This is a genomic window from Nocardia sp. Tas62D01, assembly GCF_055232035.1.
This window is the reverse complement of record NZ_JBUYUZ010000001.1, coordinates 6,832,247-6,854,859: the sequence shown is the minus strand read 5'-3', so window position 1 is coordinate 6,854,859 and position 22,613 is coordinate 6,832,247. Positions and strand designations below refer to the sequence as shown.

8 protein-coding genes and 1 pseudogene are annotated in these 22,613 nt (G+C 64.9%); 7 read left to right on the top strand and 2 right to left on the bottom strand.

Features of this window, described 5'->3' with window-relative positions:
* Positions 1 to 258: 258 nt before the first annotated feature.
* The 7 genes from pglW (at position 259) to ACV7NQ_RS32665 (ending at position 20,551) form a co-directional block, all read left to right on the top strand.
* Positions 259 to 4,743, top strand: a complete 4,485-nt coding sequence (gene pglW / locus ACV7NQ_RS32695; protein ID WP_463363082.1) for a BREX system serine/threonine kinase PglW — start codon at positions 259 to 261, stop codon at positions 4,741 to 4,743.
* Positions 4,740 to 8,375, top strand: coding sequence for a BREX-2 system adenine-specific DNA-methyltransferase PglX (gene pglX / locus ACV7NQ_RS32690; protein WP_463363081.1), 3,636 nt, complete (start codon positions 4,740 to 4,742; stop codon positions 8,373 to 8,375). The genes pglW and pglX overlap by 4 nt, the downstream gene beginning before the upstream one ends.
* Positions 8,375 to 12,265 carry a BREX-2 system ATPase PglY gene (pglY, locus tag ACV7NQ_RS32685; protein WP_463363080.1) on the top strand — a complete coding sequence of 1,297 codons (3,891 nt, stop codon included), beginning with the start codon at positions 8,375 to 8,377 and terminating at the stop codon, positions 12,263 to 12,265. Before pglX ends, pglY begins: the two co-directional genes overlap by 1 nt.
* Complete coding sequence (pglZ, locus tag ACV7NQ_RS32680; RefSeq protein ID WP_463363079.1) at positions 12,262 to 15,081, top strand: BREX-2 system phosphatase PglZ; 2,820 nt, start codon at positions 12,262 to 12,264, stop codon at positions 15,079 to 15,081. The genes pglY and pglZ overlap by 4 nt, the downstream gene beginning before the upstream one ends.
* A gap of 240 nt (positions 15,082 to 15,321) precedes the next feature.
* Positions 15,322 to 16,479: a helix-turn-helix domain-containing protein gene (locus tag ACV7NQ_RS32675; RefSeq protein WP_463363078.1), complete on the top strand. Its 1,158-nt coding sequence runs from the start codon at positions 15,322 to 15,324 to the stop codon at positions 16,477 to 16,479.
* Between the two features lie 626 nt (positions 16,480 to 17,105).
* A complete protein-coding gene (gene brxD / locus ACV7NQ_RS32670) occupies positions 17,106 to 18,419 on the top strand; it encodes a BREX system ATP-binding protein BrxD (RefSeq protein ID WP_463363077.1) in 1,314 nt (437 codons plus the stop codon).
* Entirely contained in the window at positions 18,416 to 20,551 is a 2,136-nt protein-coding gene (locus tag ACV7NQ_RS32665; RefSeq protein ID WP_463363076.1) for a DEAD/DEAH box helicase, read from the top strand. Before brxD ends, ACV7NQ_RS32665 begins: the two co-directional genes overlap by 4 nt.
* Before the next feature lie 126 nt (positions 20,552 to 20,677).
* On the opposite strand, the pseudogene ACV7NQ_RS32660 reads toward ACV7NQ_RS32665, so the two are convergent.
* Both ACV7NQ_RS32660 and ACV7NQ_RS32655 read right to left on the bottom strand, forming a co-directional pair.
* A pseudogene (locus tag ACV7NQ_RS32660) lies at positions 20,678 to 21,056 on the bottom strand (transposase); the annotation flags it as partial.
* Between the two features lie 934 nt (positions 21,057 to 21,990).
* Complete coding sequence (locus ACV7NQ_RS32655) at positions 21,991 to 22,605, bottom strand: transposase (protein WP_463358709.1); 615 nt, start codon at positions 22,603 to 22,605, stop codon at positions 21,991 to 21,993.
* Between the last annotated feature and the right edge of the window lie 8 nt (positions 22,606 to 22,613).

Below are 22,613 nucleotides of genomic sequence, written 5' to 3'. Positions count from 1 at the left end.
TCAACAAGTAGAGGTCGAGGAAGGTGAACGGGTACTCGAGTGTGCCGCAGGCACTTTCGGCGAGCTCGATCTGGTCGGTCGCGCCGCTATCCAGGCGTACTGCCCGCAACACACGCTCTGACAATCCATTTGGAGCCGTCGGCGATCACGACCCGACGGATCGCCGTCGGTGCTTCGAGCAAGCATTCCGGCCGCTACTGTTGTCTTCGCGGCGGCGGGGCCGGCGATGCAGGGACGACAAGAACAGGACGCGCGAGTATGGACGAGGGTCGGTGGACAACGGTCACCGAGTCGAGTTTCGAGCACGAGCGCCGGGGGCTGGAAGCTATCCGGACACAGTTGCCGAATGTCGATCCGTGGTTTGCCTGGTCGAACTTCACCTTCACGGCCGACACCGGGCATGTGCGTGAGGTCGATCTGCTGGTGATCGCCCCGAACGGGGTGCACATGATCGAGCTCAAGGATTGGAGCGGCCGCCTGTCCTCGGAGGGCGGCGACTGGGTTCAGACGAACAAGCGTGGCGACCGCAGGTTGTTCCGCAGCCCGCTGCACCTGGTGAACCAGAAAAGCAAGGAACTAGCGAGCCTGCTCGGTGACAGCGGGACCCGCGTATTCGTGAGCTCGGCGGTCTGCCTCACCAACCAGGGGCTACGGTTCGAGTTGCCCGCCGGTGACCGCGCCAACACGCACACGATCAAGGAACTGCTGGATCGGCTCAATGCGCCGGTCACCGATGCCAGGCGCCGGATCGATGCCCGCCTGGCCAGGAAGATCAAGAAGGCGTTCGAAGACGCGGGCGTCCGCCGCAGCGACGCAGAATTCACGGTCGGCCCGTACCTGTTGCAGCGCAAGCCGATCGATGCGGGTCCGACGTGGCAGGACTATCTCGCCGTCCACACCGAGCTGCGTGAGCCGGTTCGCGTGCGCGTCTACCTACGTGAACGCGGCGCCGATGAAGACACCCGCAAATCGGTGGACGCCGCGGCACGCCGTGAGGCGGCGGTGCTGCGCCGGTTCCGGCACCCGGGTGCGGTGCAGCTGGAGCATTTCGATTCCTCCGGCCACTCCGCAGGCCCTGCGCTCATCTTCCGGTACCACCCCGACACCTTGCACTTGGACGAATACCTTTCCCGCTACGGAGAGTCGCTGGACATCGGCGATCGCATCAGCTTGGTGCGTCAACTGGCGGAGACCCTACGCTCGGCGCATTCCTCACGCTTGTACCACCGCGCACTCGCCGCCCGCTCGATTCACGTTGTTCCCCAACGTGGTTCGACTGAAACCCAACAGTGGCGCACGCCACTGCTGCAGATCTCCGACTGGCAGGTGGCGACGCAACGCTCGGCGGGCACAGCCCTGTCCATGACGCGCCACGCCCCGACGCTGTTGTCGGCGCAGCACCTGTCGACCGGTTCGGACGCCTACCTCGCCCCCGAGGTTGCCGCGACCTCGCCCGATCCCATCGCCATGGACGTCTACGGCCTCGGCATGCTCACCTACCTGCTGGTGACCGGCAAAGCGCCTGCCACTTCCCAGGCCGAGCTCTTGGCCCGTTTCGAAGCGGGCGAGGAGCTACGTCCCAGTGCTCTGGTCGACGATCTACCGCAGGATGTCGACCTCCTGGTCGCGGCGGCGACGGACTACCGTCCCGCGCGGCGGCTCACCTCGATTGCCGAGTTCATCGAGGTGCTCGAGGATGTCGAAGACGCACTGACCACACCCGTCGAGGAGGAAGTCGACGAACCCGACCTCGACCCACTCGAGGCCGTCCGCGACGACGTGTTGGCAGGCCGCTGGGAGGTACGGCGCCGCCTGGGCACCGGGTCCACGAGCCGCGCCCTGCTCGTCCGTGATCTGCACGCCGATCCCGACAAGCGCAAGCCGTATGCCGTGCTCAAGGTTGCACTCTCGGACGACCGCGGCGACGTAGTGATCCGCGAAGCAGGCGTACTGCGTGGCCTGCGCCGTCACTCGGGCATCATCGACCTGGTCGATCCGGGCGTGCTGACCCTCGCCGACCGCACCGCATTGGTCCTCGAGTACGTCGGCGATGAACAGGGACTGGAACAGGAATCCAAGCACCGCACCGAGGAGACGGTCGCGCGCGAACTGCGCGACAACGGCCGCCTGCAGGTCGGCCGCCTGGAAACATACAGCGACTACTTGTTCGGCGCCCTCGATTTCCTCGAGGGCGAGGGCGTCTGGCATCGCGACCTGAAACCGGACAATATCGCGATTCGCGTGCGCCCCAACCGAACTCGCGAGCTCGTCCTCATCGACTTCTCGCTGGCCGGCTACCCGGTGCAGAACACCGAAGCCGGTACCGAGGGCTACCTCGACCCGTTCATCACCACAGTGACCCGTGGCGTCTACGACGCCCACGCCGAGCGCTATGCGCTGGCGGTAACCCTGCACGAGATGGCCTCGGGCGAACTGCCACGCTGGGGCGACGGCAGCGTACTGCCGCGCCAGCTGGATGCCGCCGAGTTCCCGTATCCCCGGATCGCCGCGGATGCGTTCGACCCGTCGGTGCGCGACGGCCTGGTGGAGTTCTTCCGCAAGGCCCTGCATCGCGATGTGGCCCAACGCTTTTCGGATCTGAAGCCGATGCGTGACGCGTGGCGCAAGATCTTCCTGGACATGAGCCGCTCGGTGCCGTCGCGGCCGTTGAGCGCGCATCCGGCACCGCCGGTCGACGTGGACGAGGTGTCGCCGGAGGATCAGCGGCGCCAGATCGCCGAGCAGGCGACCGTCGACACCCACCTGTCGCAGGCGGGGATGACCGCGGCGACCGAGCAGTTCCTCTACGGCCTCGGTGTCAATACCGTCGGCGAATTGCTCGACTACGGCCGTGGCAAGCTGATCAACGCACCGGGTCTGGGCGTTCGCGCGCGCCGCGAGATCCAGGACCGGCTCAAGGAGTGGGGTCGGCGCCTGGGCAAGGAGGAGCCCGCACCGCTCACACCGGAAGCCAGGAAGGAAGCGAAGGCCGAGCTCACCGCCGCCGGAACCGACCTCAGCACCGGTCTTCTGCGCACCCTCAGCCTGGATACCCTCGCTGCCGGTTTCGTCCCCGAACGCAACAACAACGGCGCCAATGCCAACAAGGTGGACGCGGTAGCCCGACTGCTCCGCATCCCCGGCGCGGGCGACCTGCCCGACCTCGATGCATGGCCGACCCAATCAGCTGTGGCCGACACCCTCGGCTTGACCTCGGGCCGCGTCGCTCAGCTGCTGAAAACCCAACGCCAGCAATGGAAGAAGGACCCCACTGTCCAGGCCCTGCGCGAGCAGGTGCTGGAACTGCTGGAGAGCTTCGGCCGCGTCGCGGCAGCAACCGAACTCGCCGACGCGCTGATCGCCCGGCGCGGCACCCGTCTGCACGAGCGCGCGCAACGGCGGGCCTTGGGGCTTGCCGCGGTTCGGGTCGTCGTGGAAGTCGAACAGCTCGCCCCGGATGAGGCCGCGATCTACGTCGCCCAGAAACGCGATTCCGGCGCGAACCCGGTGGTCGTGCTGGCGCTCGAGGCCGACGAGGACGTCGCATTCGACACACCGGCAGCGCCCGCTCTGGCCCAGTACGCGCTGCGACTGGGCAAAACCGCCGACGCGCTGGCCGACCAGGAAACCCTGCCGACCGCCGCGACGGTGCTCGACCGACTCGGCGCGATCGAGCCGCCCGAGGGTGCGTTCACTTTGGACGAGCGTCGTCTGGTTCAGGTGGCCGTCAGCGCGTCCCGCAATGCCGCGGTCACCCCGCGCCTGGAAATCTATCCGCGCGACCTGCCGTTGGTGCGAGCTGTCCGGTTGACTCAGGCAGGTCTGGTCACCCTCACGCCCGGTATGCCGCTACCACAGCAAGCCGGCCTGCTGGCACGGACTGTGTTCGACCGCATCCTGGCACGGTTCCCGGAGCTGTTCATCGCGGGCAGCGACAATGAACTGCCGACTCCGGAGCTCACAAAAGCACTGCGGGAGGCGGGTTTCGGCCTGGTAGTCAAGACGCACCCGGTGTCGCGCGTCCAGCGCTATCTTCCCGAGCACGCCGAGGAGAACTCCAGCTTCACCGAGCATGCTCCCCGCTGGACGACCGCTGTCAATTCGCACGCGCTGGGCAGCTACTCCGACGACCCGAACTTGGCCAGGGCCGCCCGCGCCGAGGATCTGCTCGCCGGCGCGACGCTGCGTGACGGATTTCGGGTACTCACCGCGCCGATCATGCGCAATGACGACAGGAACCGCCCCAACGCCGCGGCGGAATTGCGGGACCGTTTCTCCGCCCGCCCGATGTCGGCGACGGCGCTGTTCCTGGCCACTATGCACGACCTCGTCCCTCCCGATACGAAGCCGACCTGGGAGACCATCCTGCGCGCCGACGTCGCGCCGCCCGGTTCCCGCGCCGCCATGAAGTTCTCCGAATACGCGCGCACCGCCTGGAGCCGCATCGAAGCCGAGATCGCCGACAACGTAGCCGGTAACGGCCCACTGCTACTCACCGACACCCTGGTGTTCGCCCGCTATGACGCGATGGGTGTGCTCGGCCGCTTGGCCGAGCAGGCCCGCCGCGGCAAGGGCGGCCTGTGGTTGTTGTGCCCACAGTCCGACCCGATGCGGCCCCCGCACCTCGGTGCCGTTGCCGTGCCCTACCAATCCGCTCTCAACGAGTGGATCCCCTTGCCCGCCTCGTGGATCAACAACATCCACCGCGCCAGCCCATCGCCCGACACAGGAGTCACCGCATGATCGACCGCGCCGCATTGCTCTCCGACCTGAAAAAACAGGTCACCGCGGCAGAGGCCGACCTCAACAAACAGCTGCGCGCCCTACCCGAGGTCAAAGTACGCCTGCACGACGAGTGGGCCCACGCCCGCAAACTCAACCGCACCGCAGCCACCGAAACCTCCTGGCTCGACGAACGCATCACCCAAGTCGCCGTCGCCTGGGTCCTCGGCACCGTCTTCGTCCGCTTCTGCGAAGACAACCGCCTCATCGCCGAGCCCTACCTCACCGGCCCCACCGACGACCGCCGCGAACTGGCCCACGCCCGCTACGACGCCTACGTCGAATCCGACCCCGACCCCACCTACCGAGGCTGGCTCACCCGCGCCTTCGCCGAACTCGGCGCGGGCCAAGCAGGCAAACTCCTCTTCGATCCCAACCACAACGCCCTCTACCAAATCCCCCTCTCCCACGACGGCGCCCGCGACCTCATCGAATTCTGGCGCACCCGCGACGAACACGGCGTACTCGTCCACAACTTCACCGACCCCCTCGACGAAGACGGCATCAACGGCTGGGACACCCGCTTCCTCGGCGACCTCTACCAAGACCTCTCCGAAGACATCCGAAAAAACTACGCCCTCCTCCAAACCCCCGAATTCGTAGAGGAATTCATCCTCGACCGCACCCTCGAACCCGCCATCCGCGAATTCGGTTATGCCGATATCAAACTCATCGACCCTACCTGCGGTTCCGGCCACTTCGTACTAGGCGCATTCAAGCGGTTGACCGGGCGTTGGGCCGCCGAACAGCCGACCAAGGACCGACACGAGCGCGTCCAAGCGGCGCTGAACTCGGTTCACGGCGTCGATCTCAACCCGTTCGCGATCGCTATTGCACGCTTCCGTCTCTTGCTAGCAGCCATGGCAGCCGCCAATGTACGTACCCTCGTCGAGGCCGCGCGCTACGAATGGCCCATTAGACTCGCCATCGGCGACTCACTCATCAAGGCCCGTCAGCTGGAACTCAGCCTCGACGGAGAGAATGGTGATCCGCTTGCCGAGTTTTCGTATGCCACCGAGGATTTGCAAGATTACCCTGGCATCCTTGAACAGGGGCGCTATCACGTGGTGGTGGGCAACCCGCCGTACATCGCTGTCAAGGACTCGAACCTCAACAACGTCTATCGAGACCTTTATAGTTCCTGCTCAGGAAAATATGCCCTCTCCGTTCCATTCGCGGAACGGTTTTTCGAACTAGCAAAGCGCGGCAATATCGACGGGACCGGGTTCGGTCAAGTCGGGCAGATCACCTCCAACTCCTTCATGAAGCGCGAATTCGGAACCAAGCTCATCGAGGAATTCTTTGCGCATACTGTCGAACTAACCGAGGTGATCGATACATCGGGCGCTTATATCCCCGGACATGGCACACCGACCGTAATACTCATCGGCACTCGACGCTCTGGCAGCGGCCGGAAAGCGACCATCCGCACAATCCGAAGCGTTCAGGGCGAACCGATGCCACCGGAAAGGCCCGAAGAGGGGCACGTCTGGCAGGCCATAGTTAGCCAGATCGATGTGGTACCAAGCATTAGCCAATGGGTGTCCGCCGATGATCTTGATCGCATGCGGTACTTTAGCACCCAGCCATGGGTTCTTGCCGACGGCGGACTTGAGATGACGGAGAAACTCGAAGAGGTTGCGGTACGCAAATTATCATCAGTCGCGGACTCAATTGGGATCACGAGTTTTACACTAGAAGACGACCTCTATATATTTCCACCGCACAACGCAGATCGTCGACGCATTCCGCCCGAGTTTGTACGGCCAATGGTAACCGGCAATTGCCTTCGCGATTGGGGTGGCAGCGACTTCGATCACGCAATATTCCCCTACGACAAAGAGCTACGCCCAGTAGCAGTCGAAAAGATTCAGCCAATGTACGAATTCATGTGGCCAGCTCGGACGAATATCTCTCGAAGTGTTCTATTCGGAGGAAAGACCAAGCTTGCAGCGGGGCTTCGATGGACGGAGTATGGTCGACTTACGGCCAGCAAGCTTCGCGTTCCGAAATCAATAGCATTTGCGTTCGTGTCGACGCACAACCATTTTATGCTTGACCGGGGCGGGAAGGTCTTCAAGCAGACCGCGCCGGTGATCAAGTTGCCGGAGGGGGCGAGCGAGGAGGAGCATCTGCGGCTGCTCGGGCTGCTCAACAGCTCCACCGCCTGCTTCTGGCTCAAGATGGTGAGTCATGACAAAGGAAACGGCGGAATCGGCGGCGGAATCGCCAGTGAATCATGGGAGAAATTCTATGAGTTCACCGGTACGAAGCTGCAGGAATTCCCGCTGCCCACAGAGTTTCCGACAACTCTTGGCGTAGCCCTGGACGCCCTCGCGCGCGCTCTCACAGACACCGAGCCCGCAACACTTGCAGTTGAAGCACCCCCAACAGCTGAGAGGCTTCGCGAAGGTCGCCAGCAGTGGGAGTCGGTTCGCGGCAAGATGATGGCAGCTCAAGAGGAACTAGATTGGCAGACCTACGCGATCTACGGCCTAGCCACAGAGCCGTTGACTCTCGCGGGGCACGAGGTGCCAGAGCTTTCCTTCGGGGAGAGGGCATTCGAGATCGTACTGGCTCGGAGAGTTGCTAACGGCGAAGCTTCTGGCGAGTGGTTCACCCGACACTCGGCGTACCCGGTGACTGACTTTCCTAGCCACTGGTCTGACTCTTACAAGCGGATTGTTCAGCGACGCATAGATGCGATCGAATCGAACCGCGCGATCGGCATGATCGAGCGCCCGGAGTATAAGCGTCGCTGGGCAACCGAAGGTTGGGATGCACTGCAAGAGAATGCGCTCCGCTCCTGGCTACTCGACCGCATGGAGTCTCGCGACGTGTGGTTCGGCGATAGTGAACAGCCGCAGATACTCACTCTTTCCAGGCTGACTGATCGACTGGCTGTCGACGACGACTTTGTCTCGGTCGCTTTCCTGTATGCGCCTCGCACCGACCTGGCGAAAGTGGTCGCCGATCTGATCACCGACCAGCACGTCCCGTTCGTATCTGCCTTGCGCTACAAGCCGTCCGGCCTGAAGAAGCGCAAGGATTGGGAACACGTCTGGGACATGCAGCGTCAAGAAGACGCCATGCCCGACGGCCACGACAAGAACGAATTCCGCAAGACGATCCCGGTCCCACCCAAGTACACCTCTGCTGACTTCCTGCGCACTTCCTTCTGGCAGGCGCGCGGCAAGCTCGACGTGCCCAAGGAACGGTTCATCTCCTACGGATCGACCAACGCGGCGACCCCAGACCTCTACGGCTGGGCCGGCTGGGACCACCGCGAGCAGGCCATGGCCATCGCCATCTACCTCGCCGAGCACAGCCTCTCCACCGAGGAGATCACCCCGTTCCTGGCGGGCTTGCTCGAACTGCAGCCCTGGCTTGACCAGTGGCACAACGAGATCGACCCGAACTTCGGCATCGCCCCGTCGACATTCCTCGCCGGTGATCGGCACGACAGGCAGAGCGAGCACGGCCTGACCGACGACGACCTGCGCAACTGGCGCCCGCAACCCGCCACCCGCGGCCGCCGCACACCAACCAAACGCACAACGAAGAAGACCGAAGCAGCACAGGGGGATAACTGATGGACGAGCGCCCACTTCTGCGCGACCTCATCGATATCAAGGAGCACATCGCCGGCTCGGACTATGTGCTCACCCTTGCCGACGCAGTCACCGAAGCAGGCTCGACCAAGGCTGTCGAGGACTATGTGCTCACCGAGCGCCTGCTCGGCAACTTCGATGAAGCCCTCGCACTGATCAAGTCGGCTCTCGACGGGAACACCTCCAAGCCGGCCTTCCTGCACGGTTCGTTCGGTGCCGGTAAGTCGCACTTCATGGCGGTGCTCTACGCCCTGCTCTCCGGCAACCCGGTCGCCCGTTCCCGCAGCGAATTCGATCCGCTACTCACCAAGCACGAGTGGCTGCTGTCGGACGGCAAGAAGTTCCTGATGGTGCCGTATCACATGATCGACGCCAAGGCGATGGAGCAGCGGGTGCTCGGCGGCTACGTCGACTTCGTCAGGAAGCTGCACCCGGAGGCGATGATCCCACCGGTGTACCGCACCGATGCGCTGTTCATCAACCTGCGCTCGCTGCGTACGACGATGGGTGAGCAGCCCTTCCTCGCCGCGCTCAACGGCAACAACACCGAGGAAGGCGACGACGAATGGGGCGAGCCGACAGCATTCTGGACTACGCAAAAACTCGACACCGCGCTGGCAGCGTCCGAGGCCCACGACGGTAGCCCCCTCAACCTGGTGAATCCGACCACCGGCCCGGAGCTACGGGCCAAGCTCGTCCACGATGCGGGCACTACTCTGCTGCCCGGTTTCACTCAGCAGGCCGCCGAGGACGAGACGGGCTTTATCTCCCTCGACGCCGGCCTCAGTGTCATTGCCTCGCACGCGAAGTCGCTCGGATACGACGGGATCATCCTGTTCCTGGACGAGCTGATCCTGTGGCTGGCCAGCCTCATCCACGACGAGAAGCGGGTGGCGCGGGAAGCCAGCAAGATCACCAACTTCCGTGAGGGCGGCGACGCCCGTCGCGATATCCCGATCATCTCGTTCATCGCCCGCCAGCGCGACCTGCGTGAGCTGGTCGGTGAAGAGCTCGCGGGCGCTGCGGAATCCGCGATTCAGGATGCGCTCAACCATGCGTCGGGCCGGTTCGATCTGATCAGCCTCGAAGACCGCAACCTGCCGCAGATTGCGCACGCTCGTCTGCTCAAACCACGCGACGACGCCGCAGCAGCCCAATTCGACGCGGCATTCGACCGGACCAGGAAGCTCGGTCCGAAGGTGTGGGACGTCCTGCTCGGCTCCGACGAGTCCACCACCGGCGCCGACGAGTCGTCATTCCGGTTGAGTTACCCGTTCTCCCCGGCCTTCCTCGACACCCTCGTCCACATCTCGGCTGCCCTGCAGCGCTCCCGCACCGGTCTGAAGTTGATGGGCCAGCTCCTCGCCGATCACCGCAACGAACTGCGTCTCGGTGACCTGGTCCCGCTGGGTGACCTCTACGAGCAGCTCACCCGCGGTGGCGACCGCCCGTTCGTCGCCGACAAGAAGGTGCTTTTCGACGCCGCCGACAAGCTGTACAAGACGCGCCTGCGTCCGTATCTGCTCAGCACGTGCGAGGTCACCGAGGACGATATCGACGCCTACGTCAACCGGCGCGACACCATCACCGACGCCAAGCTCCTCGGCAACTGCAAGAAGTTCGTCGGCCAGAACCGGCTCGCCTGCACGGTGCTGCTGGCGGCCCTCGCACCCAGCGTTCCCGCTTTGCGGGACTTGACGATTCGCCGTCTCGGCGCGCTCAACTACGGCTCGATCACCACCATGATCCCCGGCCGGGAAGAGGGCGTGATCAAGGACATGATCGGCGAATGGGCCGGTCGGTTCCCCGAGATCAAGCCCACCGGCACCGACGCCAATCCCGGTGTGCGCCTGGAACTCTCCGGTGTCGATGTCGAGTCGGTGATCGCCAACGCGCAGGTCAACGACAATCCGGCCAATCGGCTCGCCCTCGCTCGCGATCTGCTCGCCGAGGAGTTCGGGCTCGATCGTGCCAATGGCCGCTTCGATGCCGACGAACTGCGTTTCGTCTGGCGTGGGTCCAATCGCATCGCGGAGGTGGTGTTCGGCAACGTCAGCGACGACGACGCGCTGCCCAACCACGACCTGCAGCCCGCCTACGAGGGGCGCTGGCGCATCGTCATCGACCTGCCCTACGACGAGGGCGCCCACACGCCGATCGAAGACGCCGACCGGATTCGGCGGCTCAAGGAAGAGCAGGGCGGGAACCACCCCAACACCGTCGCGTGGCTGCCCACCCACCTGACCAAACCTCGCTGGGAAGACTTCCGGCGACTGCTGGTCATCACCAAGGCGCTCGCCGACCCGTACCGCTTCGACACCCAGTACGCCCAGCACCTCAACCCCGACAACCGGGCCAGCGCCAAACAGCTGCTCGAATCGCAGCGCGAGGTGCTGCGTCAACGCGTGCTCGCCACCTTCAAACAGGCCTACGGCCTGGCCGAACGCAAACCCGAGGATGTCACCAACGACTTGGGCGAGCTGTTCCACCCGCTACCCGACATCGACAGCCTGACCGTTTCGATCGGTCAGCCGCTGCATGACGCCATCCGCAACCTCGCGGGCAAGCTGCTGGCTCACCAGTTCCCCGAGCACCCGAATCTCGACCCGGACGGCACCGGAGTAGCTGTCAAGCCGGCCGAAGCGAAAATCGTTCTCGCGCAGGTGAAGGGCGCTGCCGAAGCCCGCGACGGACGTTTCGAAGTGCCTGCCAAAGAGCGCCCACTGATGCGCCGGATCGCCGAACCGCTCGGCTTGGGCCAGCAGAAAGAGGCCTACTTCGAGCTGTCCAAACGGTGGGCCGACCACTTCCGCCTCGCCGCCCAGAACAACGGCAGCACCGGCGATCTGTCGGTCATCTCCCTCGGCGACTGGATCGACCTGCCGCAGCCGCGTGGCCTCGAACCCTACATCGCCAACCTCGTGATCGCCTCGTTCGCCGAGATGGACGACCGGATCTGGGTGCGTGGCGGAGTCCCCATCGACACCCCCGAACTCACCAAGATCCAAGCCGGTGACGCGTTGCGCACCCAGCCGCTGCCGAGCGAATCGGACTTCGATGCCGCGCGCAACCGATTCGAGGTCATCTTCGGCGACAAGGCCCCGACGCTGCTGCGCGGTGGGCCGGTGCAGCAGTTCGCCCGTCAAATCAACAGTGCCGCAACCAAATACCAGGATTCGGCGGCTCGCCTCGTCGAACAGCTGCAGAAGCGCGCCGACTTCCTCGAGCTCGACGGCAGCGATGCCGGAGAGCGGCTCGCGTTGGCTCGACGCTCGCTCGAACTGCTGTCCACACTTGCCACGGTCGGCACCGGTGGGTCGGCCGGCGCGAAGAAGGCCGTCGAGGCGCTCGCTCGGTTCGATCTGGCCGAGGTCAACGCCGACCGGTATGGAACCTCCATCAAGTCGGCCGATCAGGTGACCTCTGCGCTGGCAAATGCCGCCTGGCACAGCCTCGAAGATGCCACCCTCCTCGGCTCAGAGGGCGCAGCCCTGCTCGACTCCCTGCGCACTGCCGCTCAGGCCGACCAGCGTTCCGCCGACTTGATCGAGGCGTTGCGCAGCGCGGGCGCGAAGGTCACCGTGCTGAACCGGCGAATCCTCGAACAGCGACGGAAGGAACAGGCCGCGGCCGCGACATCGGCGGCCGAGCCCGCGCCGCACCCACCGAGCGCCGACGACGTCAACCTGAACACGAAAACCAGCGCTCCCCCGCTGCGCGACACCCCTGTCGGCGTGCGCACCGGGCGCCGGGCCAACAAATACACAACGACCGCCGGTGCCGCCGTCGCGGAATTCTCCGCTGACCTGGCCGAGTTGGCGGCGCTGGAACCTGACGCTTCCATCGAGATCCTGTGGCGGGTTGTCGAATGACCAGCGCTACCGACACCACCGCTCTGCGGCTATCGAGAGCGACAGTCGCTCAATATCTTTCGGCGCAGAAGAGGCTGCAGACCGAACTCGCGACACCGGGTGGACCGGTCATCGTGCTCCTGCGCGGCGAACCGGAGTGGGACGGTCCCCCCGTCCTCTCCCTCAGCGAGGGTAAGGACGCCCAGGTGTCCGTCGCCGCATCCCCATTGGCGGTGCACGAAATCGTGCTGGCGCACGCCCGTGAACTCGCACCGGATCCGCGAGTCCTGGTGGTGCTCACCAATATCGAGGAACACGATCTGGACCCAGCCATTCTCGCGCGCGCCCACCGAGGCCGCGTACATGCCGTCGACCGGTGGGACATCGTCCGAGAGTCGTTCGGCGCCAGAGCCATCGACCCTCGGCTCAAACGCGATGGCTGGGCCTGCGAGGCCCTGCTCGACGCCGCAGGCGCCCAGGGGTGGCCCACCGCGATCGCCGGCCGGGTCCTCTCCCGCGTCGGGGCGCTCACCGCCCTGATTGGTCGACGATTGCGTATCCCGTCGGATGCCGACCGTATCGACCCCGTCACCCTGCTCGAGTGGACGCAACGTCCGGGCGCGTCCCAACAGCTGCTCGACCTGCGAGCCCCCGAACGCGACGGCATCATCGAATTCCTCAGTGAGCCGGAACAATCCGGTGCGACCGGCACCGCGCTCACCGCGCTGACCCTGGCCGGCCACGGGTCCGAAGCGCTGGCCTACGGGCTCGTGTGCGCGGCCCTGTGGCAGCACGCGACCCCCGGCAACGCCGTCTACCAGGCACGCGGCCGCGTCGAACGCTGGCTCGGTGACCGGCCTCCGGTGCAGGGCGAGGCCCTCGACCGCCTGCTCGCGACGTTCGGCCGCACCTGCGAGGACTATGTCCGCGATGTGCTGGTCAAAGCGCGCATCGCCGCCGACCTCCACGACGACGCCGACGACGCTGCCCTGACTGCACACAAAGCGGCGAAAACCGTCCTCGCGCAAGCTGATCTCTTGGTCCGCCAGTTCGGCGCGGGCGAAGCAGCAGCACAGAGCCCGCTACTCGCGGCCGGACTCGAAGCCAGGTTCACCGCTGCCGGGCAGGCACTCGGTCGCGGCAATCCCGCGGAGATCGACCGGGCCGTCGCCGCCCTGCGCGACCATGACCTCGCCGCAGATCACCGGGTGCGCATCACCCGAGTTCGAATGGCCCAGCGCCTCACCCGGTGGCTGCACACCGACCCCGACCCCACCGTCGACGGCAGTGTCGCCGCGGCACTGAACCGTCAGATGCACAGCACTGCCTGGGCCGACCGCGCCCTCGACTACCTCGACGCGGGCGGCGACGACGACCCGGCCCTGCGCGTCGCCTACGACGCCATTGCCACCCGCGCCCGGGCGCTGCGCCGGGAATTCGACCGCGAGTTCGCGAAGAACCTTGCGATATGGACTGAGTCGGGAACTTCTCCGGGTGCAATGCTCACCGTGGAGACCTTCCTGCATCGCGTGGTCCGTCCCCTGGCATCTGCGCACCGCGTTCTGCTGATCGTCGTCGACGGTATGAGCGCGTCCATCGCCACCGAACTGGCCGGTGAACTGCGCACCACCTTCGCCGAACACGATCCGCTGCCCGACGGTGAAGCCCGCCGCCGTTGCATGGCCGCGGCGTTGCCGAGCCTGACCGCGGTCTCCCGCACGTCGCTGTTCGCCGGAAAGCTCATGAAGGGCGACCAGAAAACCGAGCAGCGTCTTTTCCCCGCGCACTCGTTCTGGGGAGCGAGGCGCGCGGCCGTCTTCCACAAGAACGACCTGCGCAGCAAGCCCGGCGAACGCTTCGGCGCCGACCTCAATACCGCGCTCGACGACCCGGAGTGTCACGTCGCGGTCGTCCTCAACACCATCGACGACCGCCTCGCCAAAGAAGCCAAACTCGACGACTCCGGCTGGGAAGCCCGCGAGATCGGCGACCTACGGGCACTCGCTTCGGCAGCGACAGCTCAGGGCATGGTCGTGCTGATCACCAGCGACCACGGCCACGTCATCGACCGACACGGCAAGCCCGTCGACGCCACCAACATCGAGTCGGCGCGACACCGTCTGCCCGCCACCGAATTCGACCGCCGCACCGAAACCGAAATCCTGCTACACGGCCCCCGAGTCGTCTGGCCCGAGCCCGGAGCATCGATCGTTGCCTTGTGGGACAACGACTCCCGCTACACCACTCAAAAGGCCGGCTACCACGGCGGCGCTGCACTAGCAGAGATCACCATCCCGGTCCTGGCCTTCCTCCCCTACGGCGCCGAGCGACCCCCCGGCTGGCGTGAACTAGGCGACCAGCGCCCGTCCTGGTGGCGCGATGATGCTGACGCGCTGTCCGAGCCCCAGACTCCGGCGGCCGTCAAGAAGGCAACCAAGCGCATGAGCAACAAGATCGCGGAACAGGTCGCCGCGCAGATAACCCTGGACATCCCGTTGCCCGCCCCCGAACCGCTATCGCGGCCCTCGAATCCGACAGAGGACCTTGTAGCCGGCCTGCTCGCATCGGATATGTTCGCGGCACAGTTGGAACAATTGGCACGCAAACCAGGTAACTCGAAGCTGGAGAAGGCCATTCGAGCTCTACTCGACGGTCCGCAATCCACCACGGCTCTCGCCCAACGGGTCGGCGATCCACCGACCCGCGCCAATGGCTTTGCCGCCGTCCTCGGACAGCTGCTCAATGTGGACGGAGCGCAGGTGCTTGAAACTCTGCCGGACGGGCGAACACTGCGACTGAACGTGGGGCTGTTGCGAACCCAATTCGGTCTGCGGTGACGGATCGGGCGGCGCTTACGGCGGCCGAGCGCTCGCCCGGCCAGTAGGCACCTCAGATCGCGCGGAGCGCGCTGGGGGCCGTGATCGTCCAGGCGCTCGTCGGTATTCGTGCTGGCAGAATGGCGCCGCTAGCATCGCATGGGTAGTCCATCGTGCCTGGTTGAGGTCAGATCGGCGATCTGGTCAATCGTGACCAATGGAATGTTGGGATATTCCCAACGTAGGCGCTAGGCTGGAGGTATGGACGACGAGCTGCGCGCGGTGGGTGATCGAATTCGATCTGTCATGCCGGATGGGTTGAGCCAGCGACAGCTCGCGGAGCGAACGAGTATGAAGACCGACGCTCTGTCGCGAGCCTTAAATGGGCAGCGAGGGTTCTCCTCTGTGGAACTTGCCCGGATCGCGGATGAACTCGGCACGGATCTCTACTGGCTGGTCACAGGCGAGCAGGATCCGCATCGTGTGAGGATCGCTGCTCGGCACAGCTGGGACACCGCTGCGCGTCTTCGAGTCAACCCGGAACGTCCGGGTGATGACGAGCTACTCGGGCGGGTGGCCGAAACGTATGCCGCGGCCTACCCGGAAGGGCCGTCTCCGACTGAACCACTGCCTGAGAATCCCACGGCCATGCGGGAGGTATTGGGTGAACATTTCGTGAGGGCGTATGGCGCCATCGTTGAGGATCGGCTGGGCGTGGATGTCGTGCGTCTGCCGATGCTATCCACTGATTACTCGTTAAGCATAGGCTCCCGGGCGGTCGTCATACTCACGACCACGCCGTACTGGTTCCGGAGCAACTGGTCGTTGGCTCATGAACTGGCGCATTTCGCGCTCGGACACCACAAGGGAGACTCCGAGCCGGGTGAGGCGGATGAGTGGCCTGCGGACCAATTCGCGGCGGAGTTGCTGCTGCCGGAGGATCTGGTCGTACGGGAGGATTGGCGTCGGATGGATGAGCCTGCTGTAGTGGAATTCCTTTGGCGGACAGGGGTATCCACAAAGGCTCTGAGTATTCGACTGGGCTCGTTGGGTGTGTCAGTCTCGACAGAGGTGGTTGCCGCGCTGAAGCGGAGCACTCTGGACCTGATTCGCGCCAATGCGGGCGAGGATCGAGGAGGGATCGGTGGTGTGAAGGAATTGATCGTTCGTCAGCAACAGTCGGCCGCCCGCGTGTTTCCCGCGGCCCTGGTCGATGCGCTTCAGAAGCGAGTCGGGGCCGGCGCGGCCTCGCCCGAGCATCTTGCGTGGGTGCTGAATGTGCCGGTGGACGAGATCGATTTCCCCGAACCCGACGATGACATCGAAGCCGGCGACGACTACGAGCGTGTGTTTGCCGCTCGGCCGAGCGCAACTGATCTGGAGGACTGGCTGGCTGCGAGTAGCCAGTCCGCGCAGTGAATCCGCCTGACATCCGCTGGGACACAATCACCGAACGCCGAGAGGTGAAGAACCATCCATTTCAAACGTTTTCGTGTACCGATCCGCATCCGAAGACGTCGCAGGGTCGAAAACTGCCTCATCCGAAGCCGTGGGAATGGAATGCGCAAGGCTTCATTCGGCAGAGCTCACATAACTTCCAGCCAGGCAGTTTGTTGGTAGTCGGCTGATCACTCACCGACAACGAGATCCTTGCAGTCGCTCACTTGATTCCGGATATCTCCGTCGTGGGGTTCTCTGTTCATGTCGGGGTAATCGGTGTCAGTACGGCGGTGCGTGGCCAGGGAGGGGCGGTCGCTGACCGGACGCTGGAGGAAGTGCGCGATGTCGCCCTCGGGGATGGACGAGCAAGCGGCGCGAACGCTGTGTTCGCGACCGCCAACATTCATACTCGGAACTTCGCCAGTCAGCGGCTCTTCGAGCGCGCTGGGTACGAACCGCGTGGGGTCCCCAGCGGCGACCTCCAGCAATGGATCTGCCGCCTCGATGCCTGAGCCTTTTTTCATCGTCTGTGCGGGTTCAGACTCCCCGGTCGGGCGGCAAACTCCTCGGATAGGCACGACCCCTGCCCATGCGAAACTGTCCAGGTGAGTAGCCAGCCAACCCAGGTCAGCGCGGCACGGCGCCGCGCGGTCATCGATGCGCTGCGACGCGGCGCCGTGCCGGAGAGCGGACTGGACCTGCTCGCTACCGGGCTCGACCGATTCGAGGCCGCCCTCGACGCGGAGCTGGACGCGGTCGAATCGGGCGGGTCGGTGTTCAAAGCGGTTCGCGGCGAGTACGGATCGGGTAAGACGTTCTTCGCGCGATGGCTGGGCGAGCGGGCGAAGCGGCGCAACTTCGCGGTGTCTGAAGTGCAGATCTCCGAAACCGAGACGCCGCTGCACAAGCTGGAGACGGTGTATCGGCGGTTCACCGAGCGACTCACGACGTCGAGCTTCCCGCCGAGTGCGCTGCGCTCGGTGGTCGACGCCTGGTTCTACGCGCTCGAGGAAGACGCTCTGGCAGCCGGCGCCGACGATGACTCGCTGATCGGGGCTGTCGACGAACTCATGACAGCTCGGTTGATCGAGGTTTCGCGGCACGCGCCCTCCTTCGCCACGGCGCTGCGGGGGTACCGCACAGCACTGGTGGACGGTGACGAAGCGACTGCCGCCGCGATCCTCGCCTGGCTGGGCGGACAGCCGAACGTGGCCGCCGCGGCCAGGCGGGCCGCGGGAGTGCGAGGCGAACTCGACCACTTCGGCGCCTTCGGATTTCTGCAAGGTCTGCTCACCGCTCTGCGCGACAGTGGTCATCGTGGTCTGCTGCTGGTACTCGACGAGGTGGAGACCCTGCAGCGAGTGCGATCCGATGCCAGGGACAAAGCCCTCAATGCTTTGCGTCAGCTCATCGACGAGGTGTACTCCGGCCGTTTTCCCGGGTTGTATCTTCTCATCACCGGCACGCCGGCGTTCTACGACGGCCAGCAGGGTGTGCAGCGTCTTGCGCCGCTGGCGCAGCGCCTTGCCACGGATTTCACCACCGACCCCCGTTTCGACAATCCTCGCGCCGTGCAGCTCCGATTGTCGGGGTTCACCATGGATTCGCTTGTTGCGCTGGGCATTACGATTCGTGACCTGTATGCCGACGGTAGTGAGCACCCCGAACGGATCCGTGACATCGCCGACGACGCCTACATCGCCGACCTCGCCAAGGCGGTCGGCGGCACTCTCGGCGGCAAGGTCGGCGTCGCGCCCCGACTCTTTCTCAAGAAACTCGTCGGAGACGTCCTCGACCGCATCGACCAGTTCCCCGACTTCGATCCGCGACAGCATTACAAGCTCACCGTCAACACCTCCGAACTCACCGACGCCGAGCGCAATCTCGTGCGGGCCGACGACATCGACCTGGAACTGTGACCGACGAGCCATGGGACCGCCTCGACCCGGTGGTGGTCCACCACATCGTCAATACCCTCGGGTGGCCGGGTCTGCGACCCTTGCAGGAACAAGCGATCGCCCCCCTCCTCGACGGCGAGGACGCCGTGCTCCTGGCACCGACGGCCGGCGGCAAAACCGAGGCAGCGTGCTTTCCGTTGCTCAGCGCGATGTCCCAGCAACAGTGGACCGGCACCTCGATCCTCTATCTGTGTCCGCTCAAAGCGCTGCTGAACAATCTCGCCGTCCGGGTCGACGGGTACGCCCAGTGGCTGGGTCGCACGGCCGCACTGTGGCACGGTGACATCACCAATTCCGTCCGCGACCGCATTCGCCGCGAACACCCCGACATCCTGCTCACCACGCCGGAATCCTTGGAAGCCATGCTGATCGGCACCAAGACCGATCACCACCAGCTCCTCGGAAACATTCGGGCAGTCGTGATCGACGAGGTACACGCCTTCGCCGGCGACGACCGCGGCTGGCACCTGCTCGCCGTGTTGGAACGACTGCAGCGGGTCACCGGGCAGCCGATCCAGCGGATCGGTCTATCGGCCACCGTCGGCAACCCCGACGACCTGCTCACCTGGCTGCAGGGCTCCGGCGCGGGCGTCCGACCAGGTCGGGTGGTCGCCCCCGGAGTGACGCTGCCACATCCCGGATCCACTTCCGCGCCGCCCCCCGGACACGTCGAACTCGACTATGTCGGCTCGCTGGAGAACGCCGCCAAAGTCATTGCGACACTGCATCGCGGTGAGAAGCGTTTGGTGTTCTGTGACTCACGCCGACAGGTCGAGGAGCTGGGTGCGGCACTTCGGACACGACAGGTCACGGTCTTCCTCTCCCACGCGTCACTGTCAGTCGACGAACGCACCAGGGCCGAACAAGCTTTCGCCGAGGCACGCGACTGTGTCATCGTGTCCACGTCCACCCTTGAACTCGGCATCGACGTCGGCGATCTGGACAGAGTCATCCAAATCGACTCCCCCGCAACAGTTGCGTCGTTTCTGCAGCGCATCGGCCGCACCGGCCGCCGAGCAAACGGCACCCGCAACTGCTTGTTCCTGGCCACCACCGACGATGCACTGCTGCAAGCCGCGGGGCTGTTGCTGCTCTGGGGGCGCGGATGGGTCGAACCGGTCACTCCCCCACCAAAACCGCGCCATCTGGTCGCGCAGCAACTGCTCGCTCTCACCCTGCAACAGCACAGCATCGGTGATCGCCGCTGGCCGCTGGAATGGAACGACCTGGCACCGTTCGACATCTCCGCCGCACCCATCCTGCGTCACCTGATCCACGAAGGTCACCTCGAGGACGACGGTGGACTGCTGCACATCGGCCCCGCTGCCGAGAAACGTTTCGGCAAACGCCATTTTCTCGACCTGACCGCCGCCTTCACCGCGCCCCCACAATTCACAGTGCTCGCCGGACGCCAGGAGATCGGGCACACCGATCCCTCCGTGCTCACCGCCGAAACCGCCGGTCCCCGTATCTTGCTACTCGCCGGACGCAGCTGGCGGGTCAACTACATCGACTGGTCACGTCGACGCGCATTCGTCGAACCCGCCGACGCCGGCGGTGTGGCGAAGTGGTCCAACACCGGTTTGCGCGGATTGTCGTTCGAGCTGACGCGGGCAATTCGGGACGTATTGCTCGGGACGGATCCCCCGGTCGATCTCACTCGGCGAGCGCGCAATCAACTCGACGATCTGCGGGCGACCAAAGGAATCGGAATCGCGGACCGCCACGCCACCATCATCGACCGTGTGGGCAGCGCAGCACGCTGGTGGACCTGGGCAGGCTTCCGCGCCAACGCCACCCTGGCCGCGTCCCTCCCTACCGTGGTGGATCCGACGCAGCGACCCAACGACTTCAGCATCCGATTGCGCCCCGACCTCACCGCCGGGATGTGGCACGACGCACTGGCCGAGCGGCGTGCCCAGGATCCAATCGTGATTCTGCCCCAGGCCGACGAACGCGCGACCCGCGGACTGAAATTCTCGGATGTGCTGCCCGACAACCTGGCTGCCGCCACGATCTCCGCGCGACTGGCCGACGTGGACGGCGCCCTGCGAGTCCTCCAGGAGCCGGCCCTGTTTCATATCAGCCAATAGCCTGTCAATGGCTCTCGAGCCACTGACACGGCGGCGACGCAGCCCCAATTCCGGTCACAAGAACCACCCGACATCAGCGTCGATAGCATCGACGCAGGCGCAATTGCATTGAACAGTGAGTAGCTGCTCCGGCGACTCGACCGAATCGTGGGACTTGAAAAGACTTGTGAATCTGAGGGATTCGACGAGCTTCTCCATCCGCCGCGTCGAAACACCCAGCAGATAGCAAGGTCGCCACCACCGACGTCAGGGCGCGTTCGGCGCGTTTGCGGCGTTCGAGCAGCCAGTCCGGGAAATAGCTGCCCTGCCGTAGTTTCGGATTGCGACGTCGATGGTGCCGACGCGGGTGTCGAAGCCGCGGTGGCGGTAGCCGTTGCGGTGGTTGGTCCGCTCGTCGCTGCGTTCGCCGTAGCCGGCACCGCAGACCGCGTCGGCTTCGGCGCCCATCAGGGTCTGGACGAAGCTCGACAGCGGTGCACAGCAGATCGGGCTGGATTGCGGTCATCGCGTGAAATCTCCTACGAGAGACTGTGGAAGGTCCTTCGAGGATCACGCGGTGACCGCCTTGCTGTCCGGGGAGTACGCCAGACTCGGCGACCGATCAGGCCGCCGACGCGTACACCATCTTGCTGAACTCAACCCGGGCAGGTTGCCGAATCTCCGATCGGCGTTGTTCGGATCGGTAGATCAGCGGCAGTAGTCGCATATTCCGCTCGCGGGGAGCTGTGTGTAGCAGCCGCGGCAGAGCGCCGGCGGGGTCGGCTGTGCCTTGGCTTCCGCCCGACGGGCCGCAGCGACGCGTGGGGTCAAGGTCGGTACGCCATGGTCGTCGGGAAGGTCGGCTCCATAGTGTTGATAGCACTGCCACCGGGCGTGTGCGGCGTGCATTTCCAGATCCTCTGGGATAGGTAGCCCGGCGAGTTCGAGGACATACTTGTATCCCTCGCCGACTGTCTGATCCTGCCGGACACACAGGGCGGTAAGGGGTGGCTCGCACGCCCCGTGGCAACGGTCGGCGACCCTCCCCAGAACGCTCCCGATCCAATTGCGCATCTGCGAGCGAGTGCGGATGCCTGACATTTTCTGGACCTGTTCAGAAAGTTCCTTGTAGGTGATGAAATCGTTGAACCGCGTCGCGGTGTCGACGAGCACCTCATGCGCGGCCAAGGCCCAATGCCGCTTAGCTCGCCCCCTGTAGAGCTGTGACCGGCGGTTTTGCGGATGGTCGTCGTTGTGTCGGCGTGATGCAGCTTTGGTTGGCCAGCCGGATGGTAGCGGGTCCGGTGTGACGGGTTCCCTTGTCTGCCTTGCGTTTTACTCGGAAGCTGTTGTGTCTGGCGCGTTTGACGACGCGGGGGTAGGAGCGGTGGCGGCGGGGGTTGAGGTGGCGTTTTGCGGTGATCTGTTCGGCGAGTTCGGTGTGGAGCTCGAGTTGGCGGTCAGGGGGAAAAACCGTCCGGGCCTGCGATGGTGTCGCGGGCGAGTCGGACGGTCTGGGTGAACTTCACGCGGTCGGGATCGATGCCGGTCTCGACCGCGGCCCGGCAGATCAGCGAGCAGATCGCGTAGTGGGCGATGAGGAATCCGTATATTTCCTGGCGGACCATGTCCGGGGTTTGCGAGCGCAGGGTTTTGGCGGGGCCGCGGAGCTGCGTCTTGATTTGCCTGTTCGCGGCTTCGTGTTCCCAGCGTTGGTGATAGGCCTCGGCCAGGATCAGCGAGGGTGCCTCGTGCGGGTCGAGGATGGTGGTGAGCAGGCAGATCAGCTCACCGCCTTCGCCACGGTCGGTGATCTCGTACTCGATGACGCGGGCGAAACGAGTCCGGTCCCAGTCCAACTCCTCCCCGGCTATGGCCGCCTCCAGCAGCTCGGCCCGCATTTTCGCCGGGGTTTTGGGCGCGAAAAGCAGTGTCACATAGGAGCCGTCACCGAGGCGGTCCACGATCGGCAGGTCCATAATGTCACCGAGACGCCACAACAGGTCGGCGTCGGTGTCGGCGCCCTGGCACCACAGTTTGAAACTGTAGAACCCCTGGTCACACACCAACATCATGCCGGGTT